Below are 18,436 nucleotides of genomic sequence, written 5' to 3' on the forward strand. Positions count from 1 at the left end.
AACCATTGCCCGGCGGGCGAAACGTCCGCCTGAGCGTCAACTGCGAGTGCCCCGGCCGACCGACCGGATAGATGTGGACCGGCAAAATGGCAGAAAGAGCGCCCGGAAAGCAAGGGGTTTGAGGGCTTCTGTCCCCAGATGCGGCACGTGGGCCCGTCGTCTTGCCCTTGCTCTGCCATGGTGGCTCACTCATAAAGACCGGACAGACACATCGGCAAGCACGATCAGGGCGTTACAGGTGGAAAAGCAAAAGACAGCGGAACCGGCCGGCGGACAGAGGGAGCGCAGCTACCGGCTGCACAATGTGAGCGTTCCGGCCCGCCCCCTTGATGCCGCGCTCTATCTGGTGGCAACCCCGATCGGCAATCTCGGCGATATCACGCTGCGCGCGCTGGAAACATTGGCCGGCGCCGATGTGCTTGCCTGTGAGGACACGCGGGTCACCCGTGTTCTGCTTGATCGCTACGGCATCACCAATCGGCCCTACGCCTACCACGAGCACAATGCCGACGAGGCCGGTCCGCGGCTGCTGGCAGCGCTCGCCGAAGGGCGTTCGGTGGCACTCGTCTCCGATGCCGGCACGCCACTGGTCTCCGACCCCGGCTACCGCCTGGGGCAGCTTGCGATCGAGGCCGGACATCGCGTCGTGCCGATTCCCGGCGCCTCGGCGCCGCTTGCAGCCCTCGTCGGGTCCGGCCTGCCGAACGATGCTTTCCTCTTTGCCGGTTTCCTGCCGACCAAGGACAAGGCGAAACGCGATCGCCTCAGGGAACTCGCCGCCGTGCCGGCAACGATCCTGTTCTTCGAATCGCCGCACCGGATCGCTGCGACGGTTGCGGCGGCGGCCGACGTTTTGGGGGAGGGCAGGCGGGCGTCCGTCTGCCGCGAATTGACCAAGACCTTCGAGGAATTTCGCCGCGGCACGCTCGGCGAGCTTGCGGCTCATTATGAACAGGCGGGGCCGGTCAAGGGCGAGATCGTGCTCGTCATCGGCCCTCCTGATGCCGCGCCCGAACCGGAAGCGGCCGACGTCGACGCGCTGCTGCAAAGCCTGGTCGCCGACATGCCGACCGGCAAGGCGGCAACCGAAGCCGCCCGCCAGACGGGCCTGCCGCGCAAGGAACTCTATGAACGGCTTCTTCACCTGAAGGAGCGCCATGACGACTGATGGTGGCGACAAGCGGAAGCTGAAGGCGCTGAGGCGAGGGCATCTCGCCGAATACCGTGCCGCGCTTTGCCTTCTGCTCAAGGGCTACCGCATCGTCGCCATGCGCCATCGCACCAAGCTTGGCGAGATCGACATCATCGCAAGGCGCGGCGATCTCATCGCCTGCGTCGAGGTCAAGGCCCGTCGCTCGGCCGAAGACGGCGTCTTCGCCGTGACGGCGACAGCGCAGAGGCGTATCCGTGCCGCGAGCGATCTTTGGCTGGCGAAACAGCCGGATTTCAGCAGGCTTTCCGTGCGCTACGACATCGTCACCGTGACCCCTTGGGGCTGGCCGCGGCACCTGCCGGATGCGTTCTGAATCGGCGCATAATGAAGGGAAATGATTGCGTTGTTCCGCGGGTGCCCCTCATTGGAACATATTCTCGAATTTGTAATCGTTCCGACATAAAAGCGTTACGGGCCTGTCATTGAAGGTCACTAGTCCACTGCCATCCGCAACCCGGTGGAGAGGATTAGTCATGTTCAAGAAGTTTACGCTCGCAGCCCTTACCCTTGCATTTTCCGCGACCTCGTCGCTTGCCGCGACCAACATTACCTGGTGGCACGGCATGGCCGGCCGCAACGGCGAAGTCATCAATGAAGTTTCCAAGAAGTTCAATGAAGCCCAGAGCGCCTGCGCGCTGACCCCGGTTTCCAAGGGCACCTACGAGGAAGCGCTCGCTTCCGGTATCGCCGCTTTCCGCTCGGGTGAACAGCCGAACATCCTGCAGGTCTTCGACGCCGGTGCCGCCACGATCATCAACGCCAAGGGCGCGGTCATCCCGGCCGAAGACCTGATCATCAAGGCTGGTCACAACTTCGACCGCAACGCCTTCATCGATGGCGTGCGCTACTTCTACGCCGACAGCGAAGGCAAGTTCGTCGGCATGCCGTTCAATTCCTCCGCGCCGATCATGTACATCAACGACGAGGCCCTGAAGAAGGCCGGCGTCGAAGCGCCGAAGACCTGGGAAGAGTTCGAGGCCGTCGCCCCGAAGCTGAAGGAAGCCGGTTACATACCGCTCGTCCAGTCGCAGCTCACCTGGCAGTTCACGGAGAACTTCTTCTCCCGCAACAACATCCAGTTCGCCACCAACAACAACGGCTACGACGCCGTCGTCGACACTGAGCTGAAGGTCACCGACCCGAACCTCGTCATGATGTTCGACAAGCTGAAGGCCTGGAAGGATGAAGGCTACTTCGCCTTCTACGGCGCCGGCTGGAACGACAACCAGAAGGTCTTCGAAGAAGGCAAGGCTGCGTTCTGGATCGGTTCGTCGGGTTCGTTCGGCGGCCTGCAGAAGACGGCGCAGATGCCGTTCTCGGCAACCTTCCTGCCCTATTGGGGCTCGATCAAGGGCGCCGGCACCAACTCCTTCATCGGTGGGGCTGCTCTGTTTGCCATGTCCGGCAAGACGGACGAGGAAAACAAGTGCGTTGCCGACTTCTTCCAGTTCCTGACTTCGCCTGAGATCCAGTACTTCTACCACAAGGCCACCGGCTATGTGGCCATCACCAAGGCAGCCTACGAGCTTGCCCAGAAGGACGGCTACTACAAGGAGAAGCCGGTTGCCGAAGTCGGCATCAAGCAGCTGATGCTGCCGGCCGGCGACTGGTCGAAGGGCTACCGCCTCGGCTTCTACCCGCAGATCCGCGAAATCATGGAACGCGAATACGGCCGCATCTTCTCGGGCGAAACAACCGTCAAGGACGCGTTCGACACGATCGAGAAGGAAGGCAACGAGCTGCTCGCCCGTTTCGCCAAGACGGCCGGCTGATCTCGATGTCGACCGCGACAGATCTCCTCCCCGCAGCGCGGGGAGGGACCGGAACAAAGACCGGGGGGCGTCGCTTCGGCGCCTTCCGGATTTTCGGTGGCCAGTCGAATAGTGGAGGCGAAGGCGCTGCAAAGCGCGTGCAGTTCTCCTCGCCGTTCCTGCCATACCTTTTCCTCGCGCCGCAGCTCGCGATCATCTTCATCTTCTTCTACTGGCCGTCGGTTCAGGCGATCCAGTCGTCATTCTATCTTGAAGACCCCTTCGGTTTCGGCTCGACCTTCGTCGGGATGACCAATTATACCGACGTGCTGAAATCAGGCGAATATCTCGGCATTGCCCGTTTCACCGCCGTTTTCACGGCGTTGGTCACCTTCTTTGCGCTGTCGATCGGGCTGCTGCTCGCCGTCAAGGCCGATGGCGTCATCCGCGGCAACGCCGCCTATAAGACGCTGCTGATCTGGGTCTATGCCATTGCCCCGCCGGTCGCAGGCCTCATCGGCATGATGTTCTTCGACCAGCATATCGGCCCGATCGTCGAGCTTGCGCGCTGGTTCGGCTGGGACATCAAGGTTGGTCTGAACTACTTCGACACCGCCTTTTCCATGGTGGTCGTCTCGGTCTGGAAACAGATCCCCTACAATTTCATCTTCTTCCTCTCAGGGCTCCAGGGTATTCCGGTCTCGGTGCGGGAAGCAGCGGCGATCGACTGCCGCTCCGGGTTCCGCCGTTTCTGGACGGTGATCCTGCCGCTGCTCGCGCCGACCGCCTTCTTCCTTCTGATCATTAACGTCACCTATGCGCTGTTCGACACCTTCGGCGTCATCGACGTGATGGTGAAGGACAAGGCTGCCAACAACCCGATCACCCTTGTCTACAAGGTCTACATGGACGGTTTCCGCGGCAACGATCTCGGCGGCTCCTCGGCCCAGTCAGTGATCCTGATGCTGATCGTCTTCGTGCTCACCATCTTCCAGTTCCGCTTCATCGAGCGGCGCGTGCATTACAACTGAGGTGGGGCCGATGTATCGCACCAAGATTTTCGACCACATCATCCTGCTCTTCGGCGTCTTCATCATGGTGGCGCCCGTCGTCGTCGCCTTCATGACCTCGACGCACGAGGCGGCCGACATTCACCGCAACGGTCTCAGCCTCAGCTGGGGCGGCCATTTCGTCGAGACCTACCAGACGGTACTGACGCGCGAGGGCGGCTTCACCGGCAAGATCACCGGCTTCAACATGATGCTGAACTCGATGATCCTCGGCCTGGGTTTCGCCGTCGGCAAGATCGTGCTGTCGATGCTGGCGGCCTATGCGCTCGTCTATTTCCGCTTTCCGCTCGCGACCTTCTTCTTCTGGGTGATCTTCACCACCCTGCTTCTGCCACTCGAAGTGCGCATCCTTCCTTCCTATGAAGTGATGAACACGCTGAAGCTGACCAACACCTATACCGGCCTGATCGTGCCGCTTCTCGCCTCGGCGACGGGCACCTTCTACTTCCGGCAGTTCTTCAAGTCGGTGCCGGACGAGTTGCTGGAGGCCGCGCGCATCGACGGCGCCGGACCCTTCAAGTTCTTCATCGACGTACTGGTGCCGCTCTCGCGCACGATGATGGCGGCGATCTTCATCATCATGTTCGTCTACGGCTGGAACCAGTATCTCTGGCCCACCCTCATGACCACCGACGAAGGCTTCTTCACCCTGGTGCGCGGCATCAAGCAGATCCTGCTCGTCTGGGTCGGCTCGAACATCCCCGACTACAACGAGGCCTTTGCGCTGGCGATTCTCGCCATGCTGCCGCCGGTCATGATCGTCGTGATCTTCCAGCGCTGGTTCATCAAGGGCCTGACGGAAAGCGACAAGTAAACGGGGTCGTGGCGGGACAAAAGTCCCGCCCGCTCCTGAGACGACATCAATCTTACGGAGGCAGCCATGGCGGCCATTACCATCGCCGAGGTCTCGAAGATCTATCACGGCAATGTCGAGGCGGTGAAATCCGTCTCGATCGATATCGAGGACGGCGAATTCATCGTGCTGGTCGGCCCGTCCGGCTGCGGCAAGTCCACGCTTCTGCGCATGGTCGCGGGGCTGGAGACGATTTCGAAGGGCACGGTGACGATCGGCTCACGCGTGATCAACGAGGTCGATCCGGCCGAGCGCGACATCGCCATGGTCTTCCAGAACTACGCGCTCTATCCGCACATGACCGTCTACGAAAACCTCGCTTACGGCCTGAAGAACCGCAAGACGCCGAAGGCCGAGATCGACGCCCGCGTCGCCGAAGCCGCTCGCATGCTGGAGATCGAGCCCTATCTTACCCGCAAGCCCCGTGCGCTCTCGGGCGGCCAGCGCCAGCGCGTCGCCATGGGCCGCGCCATCGTGCGCAAGCCGGCGGCCTTCCTCTTCGACGAGCCGCTCTCCAATCTCGACGCCAAGCTGCGCGTCTCCATGCGCGGCGAGATCAAACGCCTGCAGAAGCGCCTCGGCACGACCTCGCTCTACGTCACCCACGACCAGCTCGAGGCGATGACCCTTGCCGACCGTCTGGTGGTGCTGAATGGCGGTCGCATCGAACAGATCGGCCGTCCGCTCGACGTCTATCACCGCCCGGCCTCAACCTTCGTCGCCAGCTTCATCGGCTCGCCGGCGATGAACCTGATCAAGGGTGAGATCGAAGGCGGCAACTTGCAGATCGGTCTCTACAGGATCGCGCTTGGCGACCGTGCGCCGGTCGAAGGCCCGGTCACGGTTGGGCTTCGCGCCGAAGATCTCAAGCTCGCCGGCGTCGGCGAGGACGCCATGCTGTTCCAGGTCGACTATGTCGAGGAACTGGGCGCGCAGCGGCTCGTGCACGGCACCATCGAGAGCCAGGCGCTCACCATCGCGCTGTCTCCGGAGACGCCACTTTCGGGTGATCTTGCAGTGACGATCGCCGTCGACCGTCTGCACTTCTTCTCGACCGAGACCGGCAAGCGGCTGGAGCGCGGCACGTCGTTTGCCAATGAAGCGCCGGTTGCAGCGCCACGCCTGGAGACCGCATCGTGATCTCCAAGACCGTCGAGCAGCTTGCCGTTCCTTCGCTTGAAACCCGCGCCAGCTTTGCCGAGATCGTGCGCACCATTGCCGCCCATGACGCAGCCATGGCCGCACGGCCGGAGATGAACAGCGTCGAGGTCGGCGGCACACCGGCCTCCGATACGCCGCTCGCCTTCCCGTTCACCGTTGCTGCCTGGAACCTGGAGCGCTGCCTGTTTCCGGCCGAAAGCGCCGCCCATCTCGCCGCGACAAACGCGCCGGTCGTCCTCCTTTCAGAGATGGACAACGGCATGGCCCGCACCGGCCAGCGTCACCCGACCGCCGAAGTCGCCGAAACACTCGGCATGCACTATGCGTATGGCATCGAGTTCATCGAGATGGGGCTCGGCTCCGATACGGAGCGCGAATTCTGCGAGGACGAATTCAACGCCAAGGGGTTCCATGGCAATGCGGTGATGGCTGCGGTGCCGTTCTCCCGGCCCTTCATGTTGCGCCTATGGGGCGAACGCCTCTGGTTCACCGATGGCGAGCAGCCGCGCCTTGGCGAGCGCTGTGCGATCGGCGCCGTCATCGAGACGGAAGCCGGACCCTTCGTCGCCGTCTCCACCCATCTCGAGAGTGCGACGACTGCCGTCTACCGAGAGCGCCAGGTCAAGGAATTGATCGATGCGCTCGACGAGACTTTCCCCGGCCTGCCGGTGATGATCGGTGGCGATCTCAACACCGGCAACCATGCCGGCGGCGATTTCGAGGCCGAAGGGCTGTTTGCCATGAGCGCCATCAGAGGCTTTACCCGCCATGGCGGGCCGCTCGACGTGATGACCACGCGGCCGAGCCTGATCACCCGCTGGCCAGAGCGGGCGATGAAGCTCGACTGGTTCCTGTCGCGCGGGCTGAAGATCGGCGAGACCACGATCATTCCTTCGCTTGACGAAACCGGCCGACCGCTTTCGGATCACGATCTCATCACCTGCGTGATCGAAGGCTTCGAATAGGCTCGCCTCTCCTTGCCTAAGGCCCGCCCGCATTCTACATGTCGAGGGCTTTGCCAGTGCGGCAGAGGGCAGCGGTTTTCCCGTCCTCATTCGCTCCGGCGGTTTGAAATCGATCACGCTAAGCGTGATCCATGAGGGAATGGGTAGATGGCGAAAATCGTCAATGTCGGGGTCCAGATGGACCATGTGTCGGGCATCAACATTGCGGGTGACTCCACCTTCGCCATGAGCCTCGAGGCACAGTCGCGCGGCTATCGCCTCTTCCACTATACGCCGGAAAAGCTGTCGCTGCGCGACGGCAAGGTCTATGCGAGCGTGCAGCCGATGACGCTGCGCGACGTCAAGGGCGACCACTTCACGCTTGGCGAAGCCGAGCGCGTGGATCTTTCGACCATGGACGTCATCCTGCTGCGCCAGGACCCGCCCTTCGACATGGCCTACATTACCTCGACGCACCTTTTGGAGCGCCTGCATCCGAAGACGCTCGTCGTCAATGATCCCGCCTGGGTGCGCAATTCGCCGGAGAAGATCTTCGTCACCGAATTCGCCGACCTGATGCCGAAGACGCTGATCACCCGCGACCCCGCTGAGATCTCCAGCTTCCGCCAGGAAATGGGCGACATCATCCTGAAGCCGCTCTACGGCAACGGCGGCGCCGGCGTGTTCCACTCGACCCGCGACGACCGCAACATGTCCTCTCTGCTCGAAATGTTCGGCCAGATGTTCCGCGAGCCCTTCATCGCCCAGGAATACCTGCCGGCGGTGCGCAAGGGCGACAAGCGCATCCTGCTCGTCGACGGCGAGCCGGTCGGCGCCATCAACCGCGTTCCGGCAGACCACGACGCCCGCTCCAACATGCATGCTGGCGGCCGGCCTGAGCCGACCGAACTGACGGCGCGTGAGAAGGAAATCTGCGCCCGCATCGCGCCTGCGCTGATGGAGCGCGGCTTCCTCTTCGTCGGCATCGACGTTATCGGCGACTACATGACCGAGATCAACGTGACGTCGCCGACCGGCATCCGCGAAGTGAAGAAGTTCGGCGGCGCCGATGTCGCGAGCCTGCTCTGGGATGCGATCGAGCGCAAGCGCGCCTGATCAAGATCTCGGCCTAGGATCCATCTCGGGTCGATGGCGCATGCCGCGGGCTTACGCCCGCGGCCGTTTGCCGAAACGTCCCGGGTACAGGCCCGCGCCTCCTCAAATGTTCCGTTATTGTTCTTGTTTTTGTGCGCGATCCGTGCAAGGCTTCTGCCTGCAACCCTGGGCGGTTGTGGCGCCCGATGACTGGGCTGCCTGGGCGAGGGGGCAAGCATGGTCGCGCGCGTCAGCACGGTTGCATTTCAGGGAATCGAGGGTCTGCCTGTCGATGTGCAGGTGATGGTCGCGCCGGGCAAGGTCGGCATGCAGATCGTCGGCCTGCCGGACAAGGCCGTCGCCGAAAGCCGCGAGCGGGTGCAGGCCGCCCTTCATGCTTCAGGTCTGGCGCTGCCGGCCAAGCGCGTGACCGTCAATCTTGCGCCCGCTGACCTTCCCAAGGAAGGCAGCCACTTCGACCTGGCGATCGCACTCGGCCTGATGGCAGCCCTCGGCGCCATTCCCGGCGATGCGTTGGCGCCTTATGTGGTGATCGGGGAGCTCAATCTCGATGGCACCATTGCTGCCGTTGCCGGCGCGCTTCCCGCCGCGATCGGCGCCAATGCGCTCGGCAAGGGGCTGATCTGCCCGGCCGAAAGCGGACCCGAGGCGGCCTGGGCCGGGGCCGAGATCGACATTCTGGCGCCCCGCAGCCTGATCGCAATCGCCAACCATTTCCGCGGTACGCAGGTGCTTTCGCGACCCGAGGCCGCGATCCGCTCAGGCGCATCTAACCTGCCCGATCTCGCCGATATCAAGGGTCAGGAAAGCGCCAAGCGGGCGCTCGAAGTGGCGGCCGCCGGCAACCACAATCTGCTGATGGTCGGCCCGCCCGGCTCGGGCAAGTCGATGCTCGCTGCCCGCCTGCCGTCGATCCTGCCGCCGCTCAATCCGGCCGAGCTCCTCGAAGTGTCGATGATCCATTCGATCGCCGGGCAGCTTCCGGGCGGCAAGCTCTCGGACCGGCGGCCGTTCCGCACGCCGCATCATTCCGCGACGATGGCCGCCATGGTTGGTGGCGGCTTGCGTGCCAAGCCCGGCGAGGCGTCGCTTGCGCACAACGGCGTACTGTTTCTCGACGAGTTTCCGGAATTCTCGCCGCAGGTGCTCGACGCGCTGCGCCAGCCGCTTGAAACCGCCGAATGCATCATCGCCCGCGCCAACCACCGCGTCAGCTATCCCGCCGCGATCCAGCTTGTCGCGGCCATGAACCCCTGTCGCTGCGGCATGGCCGGCGAACCCGGCCGCAGCTGCGCCCGTGGACCGCGCTGCATGTCCGACTATCAGGCACGCATCTCCGGTCCGCTGATGGACCGCATCGATATCCGCATCGACGTGCCGGCCGTCAGCGCCGCCGATCTCCTGAAGCCGGCCGCAGCCGAAAGCAGCGAGGTCGTTGCTCGTCGCGTCGCCCGTGCCCGGGCGCTGCAGATCGATCGTTTCGCCGCCCTCGGACATCCAGAGCTGACAAGCAATGCCCGCGCGTCAACCTCGATGATCGAGAAGATCGCAGCACCCGATGCGGCCGGCCTGCAGCTTCTCCGGGACGCCGCCGAAAAGATGAAATTTTCCGCCCGCGGCTACCATCGTGTGCTGAAGGTCGCCCGCACGCTTGCCGATCTCGATGGCGCAGTAACCGTCGGTCGCATCCATCTCGCCGAGGCGATTTCCTATCGGATCGCCGGGGAACGCTTGCCCGTCGCCGCATAGCGGCGTGCCTTGAAAAAAAAAGGGCGCCACGGGCGCCCTTTCCGATTGGAACTGAAGTCGGCCTGATCAGCCGCCCAGGCCATCGAACAGCACCGTCGAGAGGTAGCGTTCGGCAAAGGACGGGATGATGACGACGATGGTCTTGCCGGCATTTTCCTCGCGCTGGCCGACCTCGATTGCCGCGGTTAGAGCGGCACCGGCGGAGATGCCGACCGGCACGCCTTCGAGCTTGGCGACAAGGCGGGCGGCCTCGATCGCTTCCGCGCTGTTGACCGTGACGATCTCGTCATAGACCGTGGTGTCGAGGATCGCCGGCGCAAAGCCTGCGCCGATGCCCTGGATCTTGTGCGGCCCGGGATTGCCACCGGACAGAACCGGAGATTCCTCCGGCTCGACGGCGATTACCTTGATCGAAGGCTTGCGCGCCTTCAGCACCTGGCCGGCGCCGGTAATCGTGCCGCCGGTGCCGATGCCGGAGACGAAAATGTCGACAGCGCCGTCCGTGTCGTTCCAGATTTCTTCGGCCGTCGTCTTGCGGTGAATTTCCGGGTTGGCCGGGTTTTCGAACTGCTGTGGGATGATGGCGTCCGGCAGTGTCTCGACCAGTTCCTGCGCCTTGGCGATCGCGCCCTTCATGCCCTTGGCGCCCTCGGTCAGCACCAGCTCGGCGCCGAGCAGCGCCAGCATCTTGCGCCGCTCGACCGACATGGTCTCCGGCATCGTCAGGATCAGCTTGTAGCCCTTGGCGGCCGCGACGAAGGCGAGCGCGATGCCGGTATTGCCGGAGGTCGGCTCCACCAGCGTCGTGCGGCCGGGCGTAATCTTGCCCTGCGCTTCCAGGCTCTCGATCATCGCCACACCGATACGGTCCTTGACCGAGGCGATCGGGTTGAAGAATTCGAGCTTGGCGAGCAGGTTCGCCTTGACGCCCTTTTCCTTGGCAAGCTTGTCCAGCCGCACGATGGGCGTGTCGCCGATCGTTTCCGTGATCGAGGAGTAGACGCGGCCGCGGCCGGGCTTGCGTGTGTCGGACATGGGTTTCTCCCTTGGCGTAAATTGTCGAGCTACGAGAATAGGAACAATGATCGCGCAATTCCAGAACGACAAACACCGCGCAGCGATCCGCCGAAGGAAAAACCACTGGCGAAGTCGTTGTTCGGGAAAAGTTTTTTCAGCTGGCGCGAACGGCGATATAGGCAGCCGTGCCGGCAAGCACGCTGGCCGCAACTCGGTTCAGCGCTTTCAGGGCCTTCGGTTGCTTGAGCAGCAGACGCGCACGCGAGGCGAGCAGCATATAGGGCACGAGAACGCTCAAGAGCACCAGAAAGGTGGCGGTCAGGAGCAGGCCGTAGTCGCCGGGTCCGATCGCCCGAATGTCGATCAGCGTCGGCACGAGCGCCACGTAAAACAGCATCGTCTTCGGATTGCCGAGCGTGATCAGCAGGCCGGACAGAAAGGACATGGCCGCACTCGTCGACGGCTTCGCCTTGATGTCCTCCGGCAGCAGCCCTGCGCTCCACAGCTTCCACGCGATGTAGCCGAGGTAGAGGACGCCGGCAAACTTCACCACCAGGAAGGCTGTGGTGAAGGTCTGGGCAATCAGCGCCAGCCCGAGGATGACCGCGGTTAGATAGATCATGTCGCCGAGCGCGATGCCGAGGCCCATGAAGAAGGTCTCGCGGAAACCGGAGCCGAGCGCGCGCGCAACCAGCGCCGTCACGCCGGGGCCTGGAATGGCCGCAGCGATGAAGAGCGCGCCGCTATAGGCGATGAGGGCCGCGAGCGTCATGGAACGTCCTTCCGAAGATGATGCCGATTTCTACCTCAAGCGACTGAAAAAGGAAATCACCGAACTGCGACCGGCGGGCGTCCGCTGAAGAAATTGACCGGGTGACAAGTCTGGCGTTGTCCGCTGGTGCGAAATGCGTAGAGCTTGGCGAAAACGAGCGAAAGGCGCCTCTCCATGCCCGAGTTGAAGGATATGATCGGCTTTGCCCTCCTGGCCCTTGGCATGGTGCTGACGCCAGGCCCGAACATGATCTACCTGATCTCGCGCTCGATCAGCCAGGGGCCGGGCGCCGGCTTGATTTCGCTCGGCGGCGTGGCGCTCGGCTTCGTCGTCTATATGGTCTCGGCGGCATTCGGTATCACAGCGCTGCTTCTGGCCGTGCCTCTCGCCTATGATGCGCTTCGCATCGCCGGTGCAGCCTACCTTCTCTATCTCGCCTGGCAGGCGGTCAGGCCCGGTGGACGCTCGCCCTTTCAGGTCAAGAGCCTGCCGAAGGATGGGCCGAAGAAGCTGTTCGTCATGGGCTTCCTGACCAGCCTGCTCAATCCCAAGGTAGCGGTGCTCTATCTCTCGTTGCTGCCGCAGTTCATCCGGCCGGAGCTCGGCAACGTGCTCGGCCAGTCGCTGGTCTTCGGCTCGATCCAGATCGCGACCAGCGTCACCGTCAACGCCATGATTGCGCTCGCCGCCAGCGGCATCGCCGCTTTTCTTGCCGGGCGGCCGTTGTTCATGGTGGTGCAGCGCTGGGCGATGGGGACGGCGCTCTTCGGCTTCGCGCTGAGCATGGCTTCGGAAGCGCGGCGCTAACGCGCGCTTGCCGATGCCGCCCTCAACTCCGGAGCTGGCTTACTCGAAAACCGGCCGCATGAAGCTGCGCTCGTAGCTGAGGATGCAGCGCGTCTTCTCGGCATAGGCGAAGGCGTCCTGGCATTCCGGATCCGCGGCCATTTCCCGGCGGTAGTTTTCATAGTCGGCAAGGGTCGGAAAGCTGAAGAGCGCCAGGGCGATGTTGTTCGCCCCTTCATGCGGCAGGAAGTAGCCGTGATGCGTGCCGCCCAGCCGATTGACGAGCGGGATCCAGAGCTTGGCGTAATGTTCGAACTCGGCCGCCTTGTAAGGGTCGATAATGTATTTCAGGTAGCAGGTGATCATGCGGTTCTCCCTTCGCGTTCTCGCTTCCTGATAGAAGAGGGAAGGCGAAGTTTCCAGCCGAGAGTCATGCCGGCGGCGGCAACGAGGATCGCGACGGAGCCGGCGATCTGGATCGGCTGCAACTGGTGCCCGAAGGCGAGGCGGTCCACCACAATGGCGGCAATCGGATAGATGAAGGAAAGCGCCCCGGTCATGTGCGTCGGCAGCCGCTGGATCGCGCCGTAGAGCAGCACATACATCAGCCCGGTGTGGATGACGCCGAGGGTCAGGACGATCGACCATTGCGTTGCACCTGACGGGGCGGGTGCGGCAAGCGCCATCGGTGCCAGCATCACGGTGCCGGTGATCACCTGGATCAGTGCGATCAGATGCGGCGGCGTGCCCTTGAGCAGCTTGGTCGCAATCGCCGCGATTGCGTAGAAGAAGGCAGCGCCGATCGAAAGGGCCACGCCGATCAGATAATCTTCAGGCGCGAAGCCTTGGCCAGGCTTGGCCGAAATGATCGCGAGCATGCCGGCAAACGACACCAGGAGCCAGAAGATCTTGGTGACGGTGATCTTTTCGCCGAGGAACACGGCGCCGAGGCCCAAGAGCATGAAGGGCTGGGTGTTGTAGACCATCGTCGCGATCGAGATCGATGCGTGGGAATAGGCGGCGAAGAGCAGCAGCCAGTTGACCACGATCGCGATGCCGCCGATGACCGAAAGCAGCAGCATCCGCCGGCTGAAGTGGCGACGGTCGAGAAGTCCGAGCGCCCAGGCAATGGCAACGAGCGTTATGGCCCCGAAGACGCAGCGCCAGAACACCACGCTCGTCACCGGCTGCCCCGACATCAGCACGAACCAGCCGATGGTGCCGGATATCAGCATCGCTGCCGTCATCTCGATGCTGCCGCGTTTGAGCTCGGTATTCATGATTTCTGCTCCTATTGGTGATCGCAGAATAGCCGGTGCTCATGGCCTTTCCCATAGATGAACGAAGGCAATTGTGCTAGGTTGCCTAATTATCGAAGTTCTGTTTGTTGTTGTGACTTATGGTGTCGTGATGCTGGACGAGATTGACCGACGAATCCTGGACATACTGGCCGCCAATGCCCGGGTGTCGCTGAAGGAGCTGGCGCAGGAGGCCGGGCTCTCGTCGCCGAGCGCTGCGGATCGGCTCCGCAAGCTGGAAGAGCGCGGCGTCCTCGACGGTTTCACAATCGCCCTCAACCCCGCCAAGGTCGGCTACCCGTTGCAGGCGGTCATCCGCGTGCGACCGATGCCGGGCATGCTGCACATCGTCGAGAGGCTGATCCAGGAGACGCCGGAATTCGTCGAATGTGACAAGGTCACAGGCGACGACTGCTTCATCGCCAAGCTCTACGTGCGTGACATGGCGCAGCTCGACACGATCCTCGACCGGATCGCCGAGAAGGCGCAGACCAACACCTCGATTGTCAAGTCGACACCGGTCAAGCGCCGCCTGCCGCCTTTGATTTAAGAGCAATCCCAGGAAAAGTGCGAAGCGGTTTTCCGTCCGGAATTGCGCATGTGAGAGCAATCCCAGGAAGAGTGCGAAGCGGTTTTCCGTCCGGGATTGCGTAAGTGGGAGCAATTCCAGGAACAGTGGGAAGCGGTTTTCCGTTCGGGATTACGGCCCAAAGGCCAATTCCGGGAAAAGTGCGAAGCGGTCGCCGTCGCTCGATCAGACGCCGGTCGAGCCGAAGCCGCCGGCGCCGCGTGCCGTCTCGCTTGCACCGTCGCCCTCACGAACCGTGACCTGCGTGACCGGTGCGATCACCATCTGGGCGATGCGCATGCCGCGCTCGATGATGAACTCCTCGTCGCCGAGATTGACGAGCAGCACCTTCACTTCACCGCGATAGTCGCTGTCGATCGTACCGGGCGTGTTGAGGCAGGTGATGCCGTGCTTGAAGGCGAGGCCGGAGCGCGGGCGGATCTGCGCCTCGTATCCGGCGGGCACTTCGAAAATGAAGCCGGTCGGAACGAGGGCGCGCTTGCCGGGGGTGAGCATCAGCGGGCGATCGGCGGGGACGCCCGCGCGCAAATCCATGCCGGCGGCGCCTGCGGTCTCGTAGGCCGGAAGCTCCAGGCCTTCGCCGTGCGGCAGACGAACGAGGTTGAGGGTCGGGCGGGATAGGGAAGTGTGCGTGCTCATGCCCGCATAAGCCGGGCCACGGGCGCCTCGGTCAATTGCATAATCGGGGCCGAGCCTGTAAAGGACGCGGCAACTCACAGGATTTTACGACATGGCTGAAACTCTCGCCGAGGCGGTCTCCCGCCGCCGCACATTTGCGATTATCGCCCACCCGGACGCCGGTAAGACCACGCTCACGGAAAAGTTGCTGCTGTTCGGCGGTGCCATCCAGCTCGCCGGTGAGGTCAAGGCCAAGAAGGACCGCATCCAGACCCGTTCGGACTGGATGAAGATCGAGCGCGAGCGCGGCATCTCGGTCGTCACCTCGGTGATGACCTTCGAGTATGGCGGCAACGTCTTCAACATTCTCGATACGCCCGGTCACGAAGACTTCGCCGATGACACCTATCGCACGCTGACGGCGGTGGATGCGGCCGTCATGGTCATCGACGCCGCCAAGGGTATCGAACCGCGCACGCTAAAGCTCTTCGAAGTCTGCCGCATGCGCGACATCCCGATCATCACCTTCGTCAACAAGATGGACCGCGAAAGCCGCGATCCCTTCGAGATCCTGGATGAGGTCGAGGAGAAGCTGGCGCTCGACTGCGCGCCGGTGACCTGGCCGATCGGCCGCTCGAAGACTTTCTGCGGGTCCTACAACCTGGCCGACAACACCGTGCGCGGTTCGGACACGCAGGAAATCCCGACCAAGGTCAACGGCCCGGAAATGGCCTCCCATCGCCTGCCGGAAAACGAGCGCGACGCCTTTACCGAAGAGCTGATGCTGGCGATCGAGGCCTGCAAGCCCTTCGACAAGAAGGCCTTCCTCGAAGGCCACCTGACCCCGGTCTTTTTCGGCTCGGCGCTGCGCAACTTCGGTGTGCGCGATCTCATCAATGCGCTCGGCGACATCGCCCCGCCGCCGCGCGACCAGGTCGCCGATATCCGCACGGTGCATGCGACCGACGACAAGATGACGGCCTTCGTCTTCAAGATCCAGGCCAACATGGACCCGAACCATCGCGACCGCATCGCCTTTGCCCGCGTCTGCTCCGGCAAGCTCGAGCGCGGCATGAAGGCGCGCCTGTCGCGCACCGGCAAGCAACTGGGCCTCAGCGCCCCGCAGTTCTTCTTCGCCTCGCAGCGCCAGCTCGCCGACACGGCTTATGCCGGCGACGTCGTCGGCATTCCGAACCACGGCACGCTCCGTATCGGCGATACGCTGACGGAGGGCGAGCCGCTGGTGTTCCAGGGCGTGCCGAACTTCTCGCCGGAAATCCTGCGCCGCGTGCGGCTCGAGGATGCGATGAAGGCGAAGAAGCTGAAGGAGGCGCTGCAGCAGATGGCGGAAGAGGGCGTCGTGCAGCTCTTCTCGCCGGAAGACGGCTCGCCGGCGATCGTCGGCGTCGTCGGTGCGCTGCAGCTCGACGTGCTGAAGGAGCGCCTCAGTGCCGAATACGGCCTGCCGGTTTCCTTCGAAATGTCGCGCTTCTCTGTCTGCCGCTGGATTTCGTCCGACCAGCCGGCCGAACTCGACAAGTTCGTCACGGCCCGTCGTGGCGACATCGCCCGCGATCTCGATGGTGACCCGGTGTTCCTGGCGCAGGACAGCTTCTCGCTGCGCTACGAAGCCGAGCGCTATCCGGCGATCAAGATGGTCGCGATCAAGGAATATCACGTCGCCAAGGCGGCCTGATTGTCCTGTGTCCGGCCGGTGCCTAAGCATCGGCCGGTCTCGCGGCGCTCAAGCGCCGTTTTCCGAACGAAATCCCTAAACCGAAAAATCGAAACGCGGCGACGAACGATCGAGCATGGCGATGCTCGGGCGGGCACCCCAGGTCTGTTCGATTGCCTGCGAAAGTGCTGTGAGCAGGCGTTCGGTGTCCTCGCATGCCGTCTCGTGCAGCGCTTCCGCCACGATCAGCGCATGCGTCGTCTGCGGCCGGATGGCCGAAAGACCGCTCTGCCGGTTGGTCCAGCGCCGGGCATGCGCCCGCCCCTCGGCATCGGCGAAGATCACTTCGCCTGGTTCGGGGCTCTCCGTTTCTCCTGAGAACGTCAGATAGCGTTCGCTGCCGGCCGCCCGGCGGACGTGCAGAAAACCGCTGACGTGGGAGAGGTCGAAGACGGCGATCGGAATGGCGAAGGCGAGCGAAGCGGCGTTGCAAAGATCGATCAGCGGATGGATCGAGGGCAGGTCGCCTTCCTTGCGGAAGCGGCGGAGCAAGGCTTCGGCTGCCGAGCGGTATTGTGTCGGCTTCAATCCCATCTTGGCAAAGGTCCGGCGCCACGCCTGGATCTCGGGCAGGTCGCTTTCCGAACCCGCGCCGAGACGATCATTTGCGCTCGCCTGGAACTGGCGAACATGGTCCGCGACCGAGACGCCGCCATTTATGCCATCGATGAAAAGCGCGCCGGCGCTCAGCACCGGGAAATCGCGCCAGATGTCGTCTGCGTGCTGGAAGTGCATGGAAGTCCTCGAATTGGATGCGTTCATTCTGGTTCAAGCCTCCGCGACCGGAAAGGCGCGTGCCGTCCTTCGGCCGGCGAGGATCTGGGGTAGGGTCAGGCCGAGCACGGCGGCGAGCACGCAGCCGATCCCAAGCAATTGAGGGGCGCCGACCGGCTCGTCGAGCAGGAGAAAGGCGAAGGCGACGGCTGAAACGGGCGCCAGCGCCGTGAAGACGGAGGCCTCGGTGCCGCTTACTTTCGCCGATCCCGCATACCAGAGCAGGAAGCCGGCAACGGTCGGGATGAGGGCGTAGTAGAGAACCGCAACGATTGCGCCCCTGTCGATCTCGGCCGTCGCATGCGTCTCGAAGAGCGCAGGGATGATGGCAACCGCGAAGCCGAGGCCGGCCATCAGCGTCGAAAGAGCCAGCGGCGAGATCTCCGTCTTCACGCGCTTGTTGAGAAGGATGAACAGGCCTTCGCATATGACGGCGCCAAAGATGAGGGCGATGCCGAGCGGCGAATGGGTGCCGCCTTCGCCGGGCTTGAAGACGATGGTCAGCACGCCGGCTGCGGCAAGTGCGATCGCCGCAAGCACTTTGCGGTCCGGGCGCTCGCCGAGAAGAAGGATGGCGATGGCGGCGGAAACCACCGGCAGCGTACCGATCACCACGCCGGCATCGGTTGCCGAGGTCAGGCTGAGGCCGGCGATCAAAAGCGTCGTATAGCCGACGCTGCCAGCGCCGGCTTGGGCGATGAGGAGAAGCCAGTCGCGGCCCTTAAGTTTCGGCCATGACGTCCTGGTGAGCCACATCAACAGCAGGAAGAGTGGGAAGGCGACGGCGAAGCGCAGCGCGGTGGCCGTGAACGGTGGCAGGCCCGTCGCGATGATCTTGCTGGCGATCACCGTACTACCGACGAGGATCATCGCCAGCGACAGATAGAGATAGCCTTGAAATTCTCCCGACATGTCCGTTCTCCGTTGCTGCGCCGCGCTTGTCGCTGCGCAGCCGATGCAGCAATGCTCCGGGGGAGGGCTCGGGTCTTG

19 protein-coding genes are annotated in these 18,436 nt (G+C 63.3%); 12 read left to right on the forward strand and 7 right to left on the reverse strand.

Annotated features, from left to right (window positions below):
- Positions 1-238: 238 nt before the first annotated feature.
- The 9 genes from rsmI (at position 239) to IB279_RS01430 (ending at position 9,857) form a co-directional block, all read left to right on the forward strand.
- Positions 239-1,168, forward strand: a complete 930-nt coding sequence (gene rsmI / locus IB279_RS01390) for a 16S rRNA (cytidine(1402)-2'-O)-methyltransferase (protein WP_060519667.1) — start codon at positions 239-241, stop codon at positions 1,166-1,168.
- The gene (locus tag IB279_RS01395) at positions 1,158-1,526 is read left to right on the forward strand and encodes a YraN family protein (protein ID WP_090296329.1); all 369 of its coding nucleotides are present in this window, start codon (positions 1,158-1,160) and stop codon (positions 1,524-1,526) included. Before rsmI ends, IB279_RS01395 begins: the two co-directional genes overlap by 11 nt.
- Positions 1,527-1,686: 160 nt before the next feature.
- Complete coding sequence (locus tag IB279_RS01400) at positions 1,687-2,985, forward strand: extracellular solute-binding protein (RefSeq protein WP_029742937.1); 1,299 nt, start codon at positions 1,687-1,689, stop codon at positions 2,983-2,985.
- A 5-nt stretch (positions 2,986-2,990) separates the two neighbouring features.
- Positions 2,991-3,995 carry an ABC transporter permease subunit gene (locus tag IB279_RS01405; protein WP_246801840.1) on the forward strand — a complete coding sequence of 335 codons (1,005 nt, stop codon included), beginning with the start codon at positions 2,991-2,993 and terminating at the stop codon, positions 3,993-3,995.
- Positions 3,996-4,005: 10 nt separating this feature from the next.
- On the forward strand, positions 4,006-4,848 hold the full coding sequence (gene ugpE / locus IB279_RS01410) for a sn-glycerol-3-phosphate ABC transporter permease UgpE (protein WP_034804459.1): 843 nt from the start codon (positions 4,006-4,008) through the stop codon (positions 4,846-4,848).
- A 66-nt stretch (positions 4,849-4,914) separates the two neighbouring features.
- Positions 4,915-6,027 (forward strand): sn-glycerol-3-phosphate import ATP-binding protein UgpC, encoded by a 1,113-nt coding sequence (locus tag IB279_RS01415; protein WP_060580627.1) that lies wholly within the window; start codon positions 4,915-4,917, stop codon positions 6,025-6,027.
- On the forward strand, positions 6,024-7,013 hold the full coding sequence (locus IB279_RS01420) for an endonuclease (protein WP_162731846.1): 990 nt from the start codon (positions 6,024-6,026) through the stop codon (positions 7,011-7,013). The genes IB279_RS01415 and IB279_RS01420 overlap by 4 nt, the downstream gene beginning before the upstream one ends.
- A 147-nt stretch (positions 7,014-7,160) precedes the next feature.
- Positions 7,161-8,108, forward strand: a complete 948-nt coding sequence (gene gshB, locus IB279_RS01425) for a glutathione synthase (protein ID WP_192338945.1) — start codon at positions 7,161-7,163, stop codon at positions 8,106-8,108.
- A 216-nt stretch (positions 8,109-8,324) separates the two neighbouring features.
- A complete protein-coding gene (locus IB279_RS01430; RefSeq protein WP_060580630.1) occupies positions 8,325-9,857 on the forward strand; it encodes a YifB family Mg chelatase-like AAA ATPase in 1,533 nt (510 codons plus the stop codon).
- Positions 9,858-9,923: 66 nt separating this feature from the next.
- Here the strand turns inward: IB279_RS01430 and cysK are convergent, their stop codons facing one another.
- Positions 9,924-10,892, reverse strand: a complete 969-nt coding sequence (gene cysK / locus IB279_RS01435; RefSeq protein WP_034797566.1) for a cysteine synthase A — start codon at positions 10,890-10,892, stop codon at positions 9,924-9,926.
- A gap of 136 nt (positions 10,893-11,028) precedes the next feature.
- A complete protein-coding gene (locus IB279_RS01440) occupies positions 11,029-11,646 on the reverse strand; it encodes a LysE family translocator (protein ID WP_060580631.1) in 618 nt (205 codons plus the stop codon).
- Positions 11,647-11,820: 174 nt separating this feature from the next.
- On the opposite strand from IB279_RS01440, the gene IB279_RS01445 reads away from it, so the two are divergent.
- Positions 11,821-12,453 carry a LysE family translocator gene (locus IB279_RS01445; RefSeq protein WP_113187242.1) on the forward strand — a complete coding sequence of 211 codons (633 nt, stop codon included), beginning with the start codon at positions 11,821-11,823 and terminating at the stop codon, positions 12,451-12,453.
- Between the two features lie 39 nt (positions 12,454-12,492).
- Here the strand turns inward: IB279_RS01445 and IB279_RS01450 are convergent, their stop codons facing one another.
- Positions 12,493-12,798, reverse strand: coding sequence for an NIPSNAP family protein (locus tag IB279_RS01450; protein WP_034797560.1), 306 nt, complete (start codon positions 12,796-12,798; stop codon positions 12,493-12,495).
- Positions 12,795-13,712 (reverse strand): DMT family transporter, encoded by a 918-nt coding sequence (locus IB279_RS01455; protein ID WP_113187243.1) that lies wholly within the window; start codon positions 13,710-13,712, stop codon positions 12,795-12,797. The genes IB279_RS01450 and IB279_RS01455 overlap by 4 nt, the downstream gene beginning before the upstream one ends.
- A gap of 130 nt (positions 13,713-13,842) precedes the next feature.
- On the opposite strand from IB279_RS01455, the gene IB279_RS01460 reads away from it, so the two are divergent.
- Complete coding sequence (locus tag IB279_RS01460) at positions 13,843-14,280, forward strand: Lrp/AsnC family transcriptional regulator (protein WP_060519687.1); 438 nt, start codon at positions 13,843-13,845, stop codon at positions 14,278-14,280.
- A 204-nt stretch (positions 14,281-14,484) separates the two neighbouring features.
- On the opposite strand, the gene dut is transcribed toward IB279_RS01460, so the two are convergent.
- Entirely contained in the window at positions 14,485-14,958 is a 474-nt protein-coding gene (gene dut / locus IB279_RS01465; RefSeq protein ID WP_113187245.1) for a dUTP diphosphatase, read from the reverse strand.
- Between the two features lie 91 nt (positions 14,959-15,049).
- Between dut and IB279_RS01470 the strand changes: the two genes are divergently transcribed.
- Entirely contained in the window at positions 15,050-16,633 is a 1,584-nt protein-coding gene (locus IB279_RS01470; RefSeq protein WP_034797554.1) for a peptide chain release factor 3, read from the forward strand.
- Positions 16,634-16,708: 75 nt separating this feature from the next.
- On the opposite strand, the gene IB279_RS01475 is transcribed toward IB279_RS01470, so the two are convergent.
- Both IB279_RS01475 and IB279_RS01480 read right to left on the reverse strand, forming a co-directional pair.
- A complete protein-coding gene (locus IB279_RS01475) occupies positions 16,709-17,407 on the reverse strand; it encodes a B3/4 domain-containing protein (protein WP_113187246.1) in 699 nt (232 codons plus the stop codon).
- A gap of 33 nt (positions 17,408-17,440) precedes the next feature.
- A complete protein-coding gene (locus tag IB279_RS01480; RefSeq protein WP_192338947.1) occupies positions 17,441-18,358 on the reverse strand; it encodes a DMT family transporter in 918 nt (305 codons plus the stop codon).
- Positions 18,359-18,436: the final 78 nt, after the last annotated feature.

The organism is Ensifer sp. ENS06 (assembly GCF_014852205.1).
GTDB lineage: Bacteria > Pseudomonadota > Alphaproteobacteria > Rhizobiales > Rhizobiaceae > Ensifer > Ensifer adhaerens.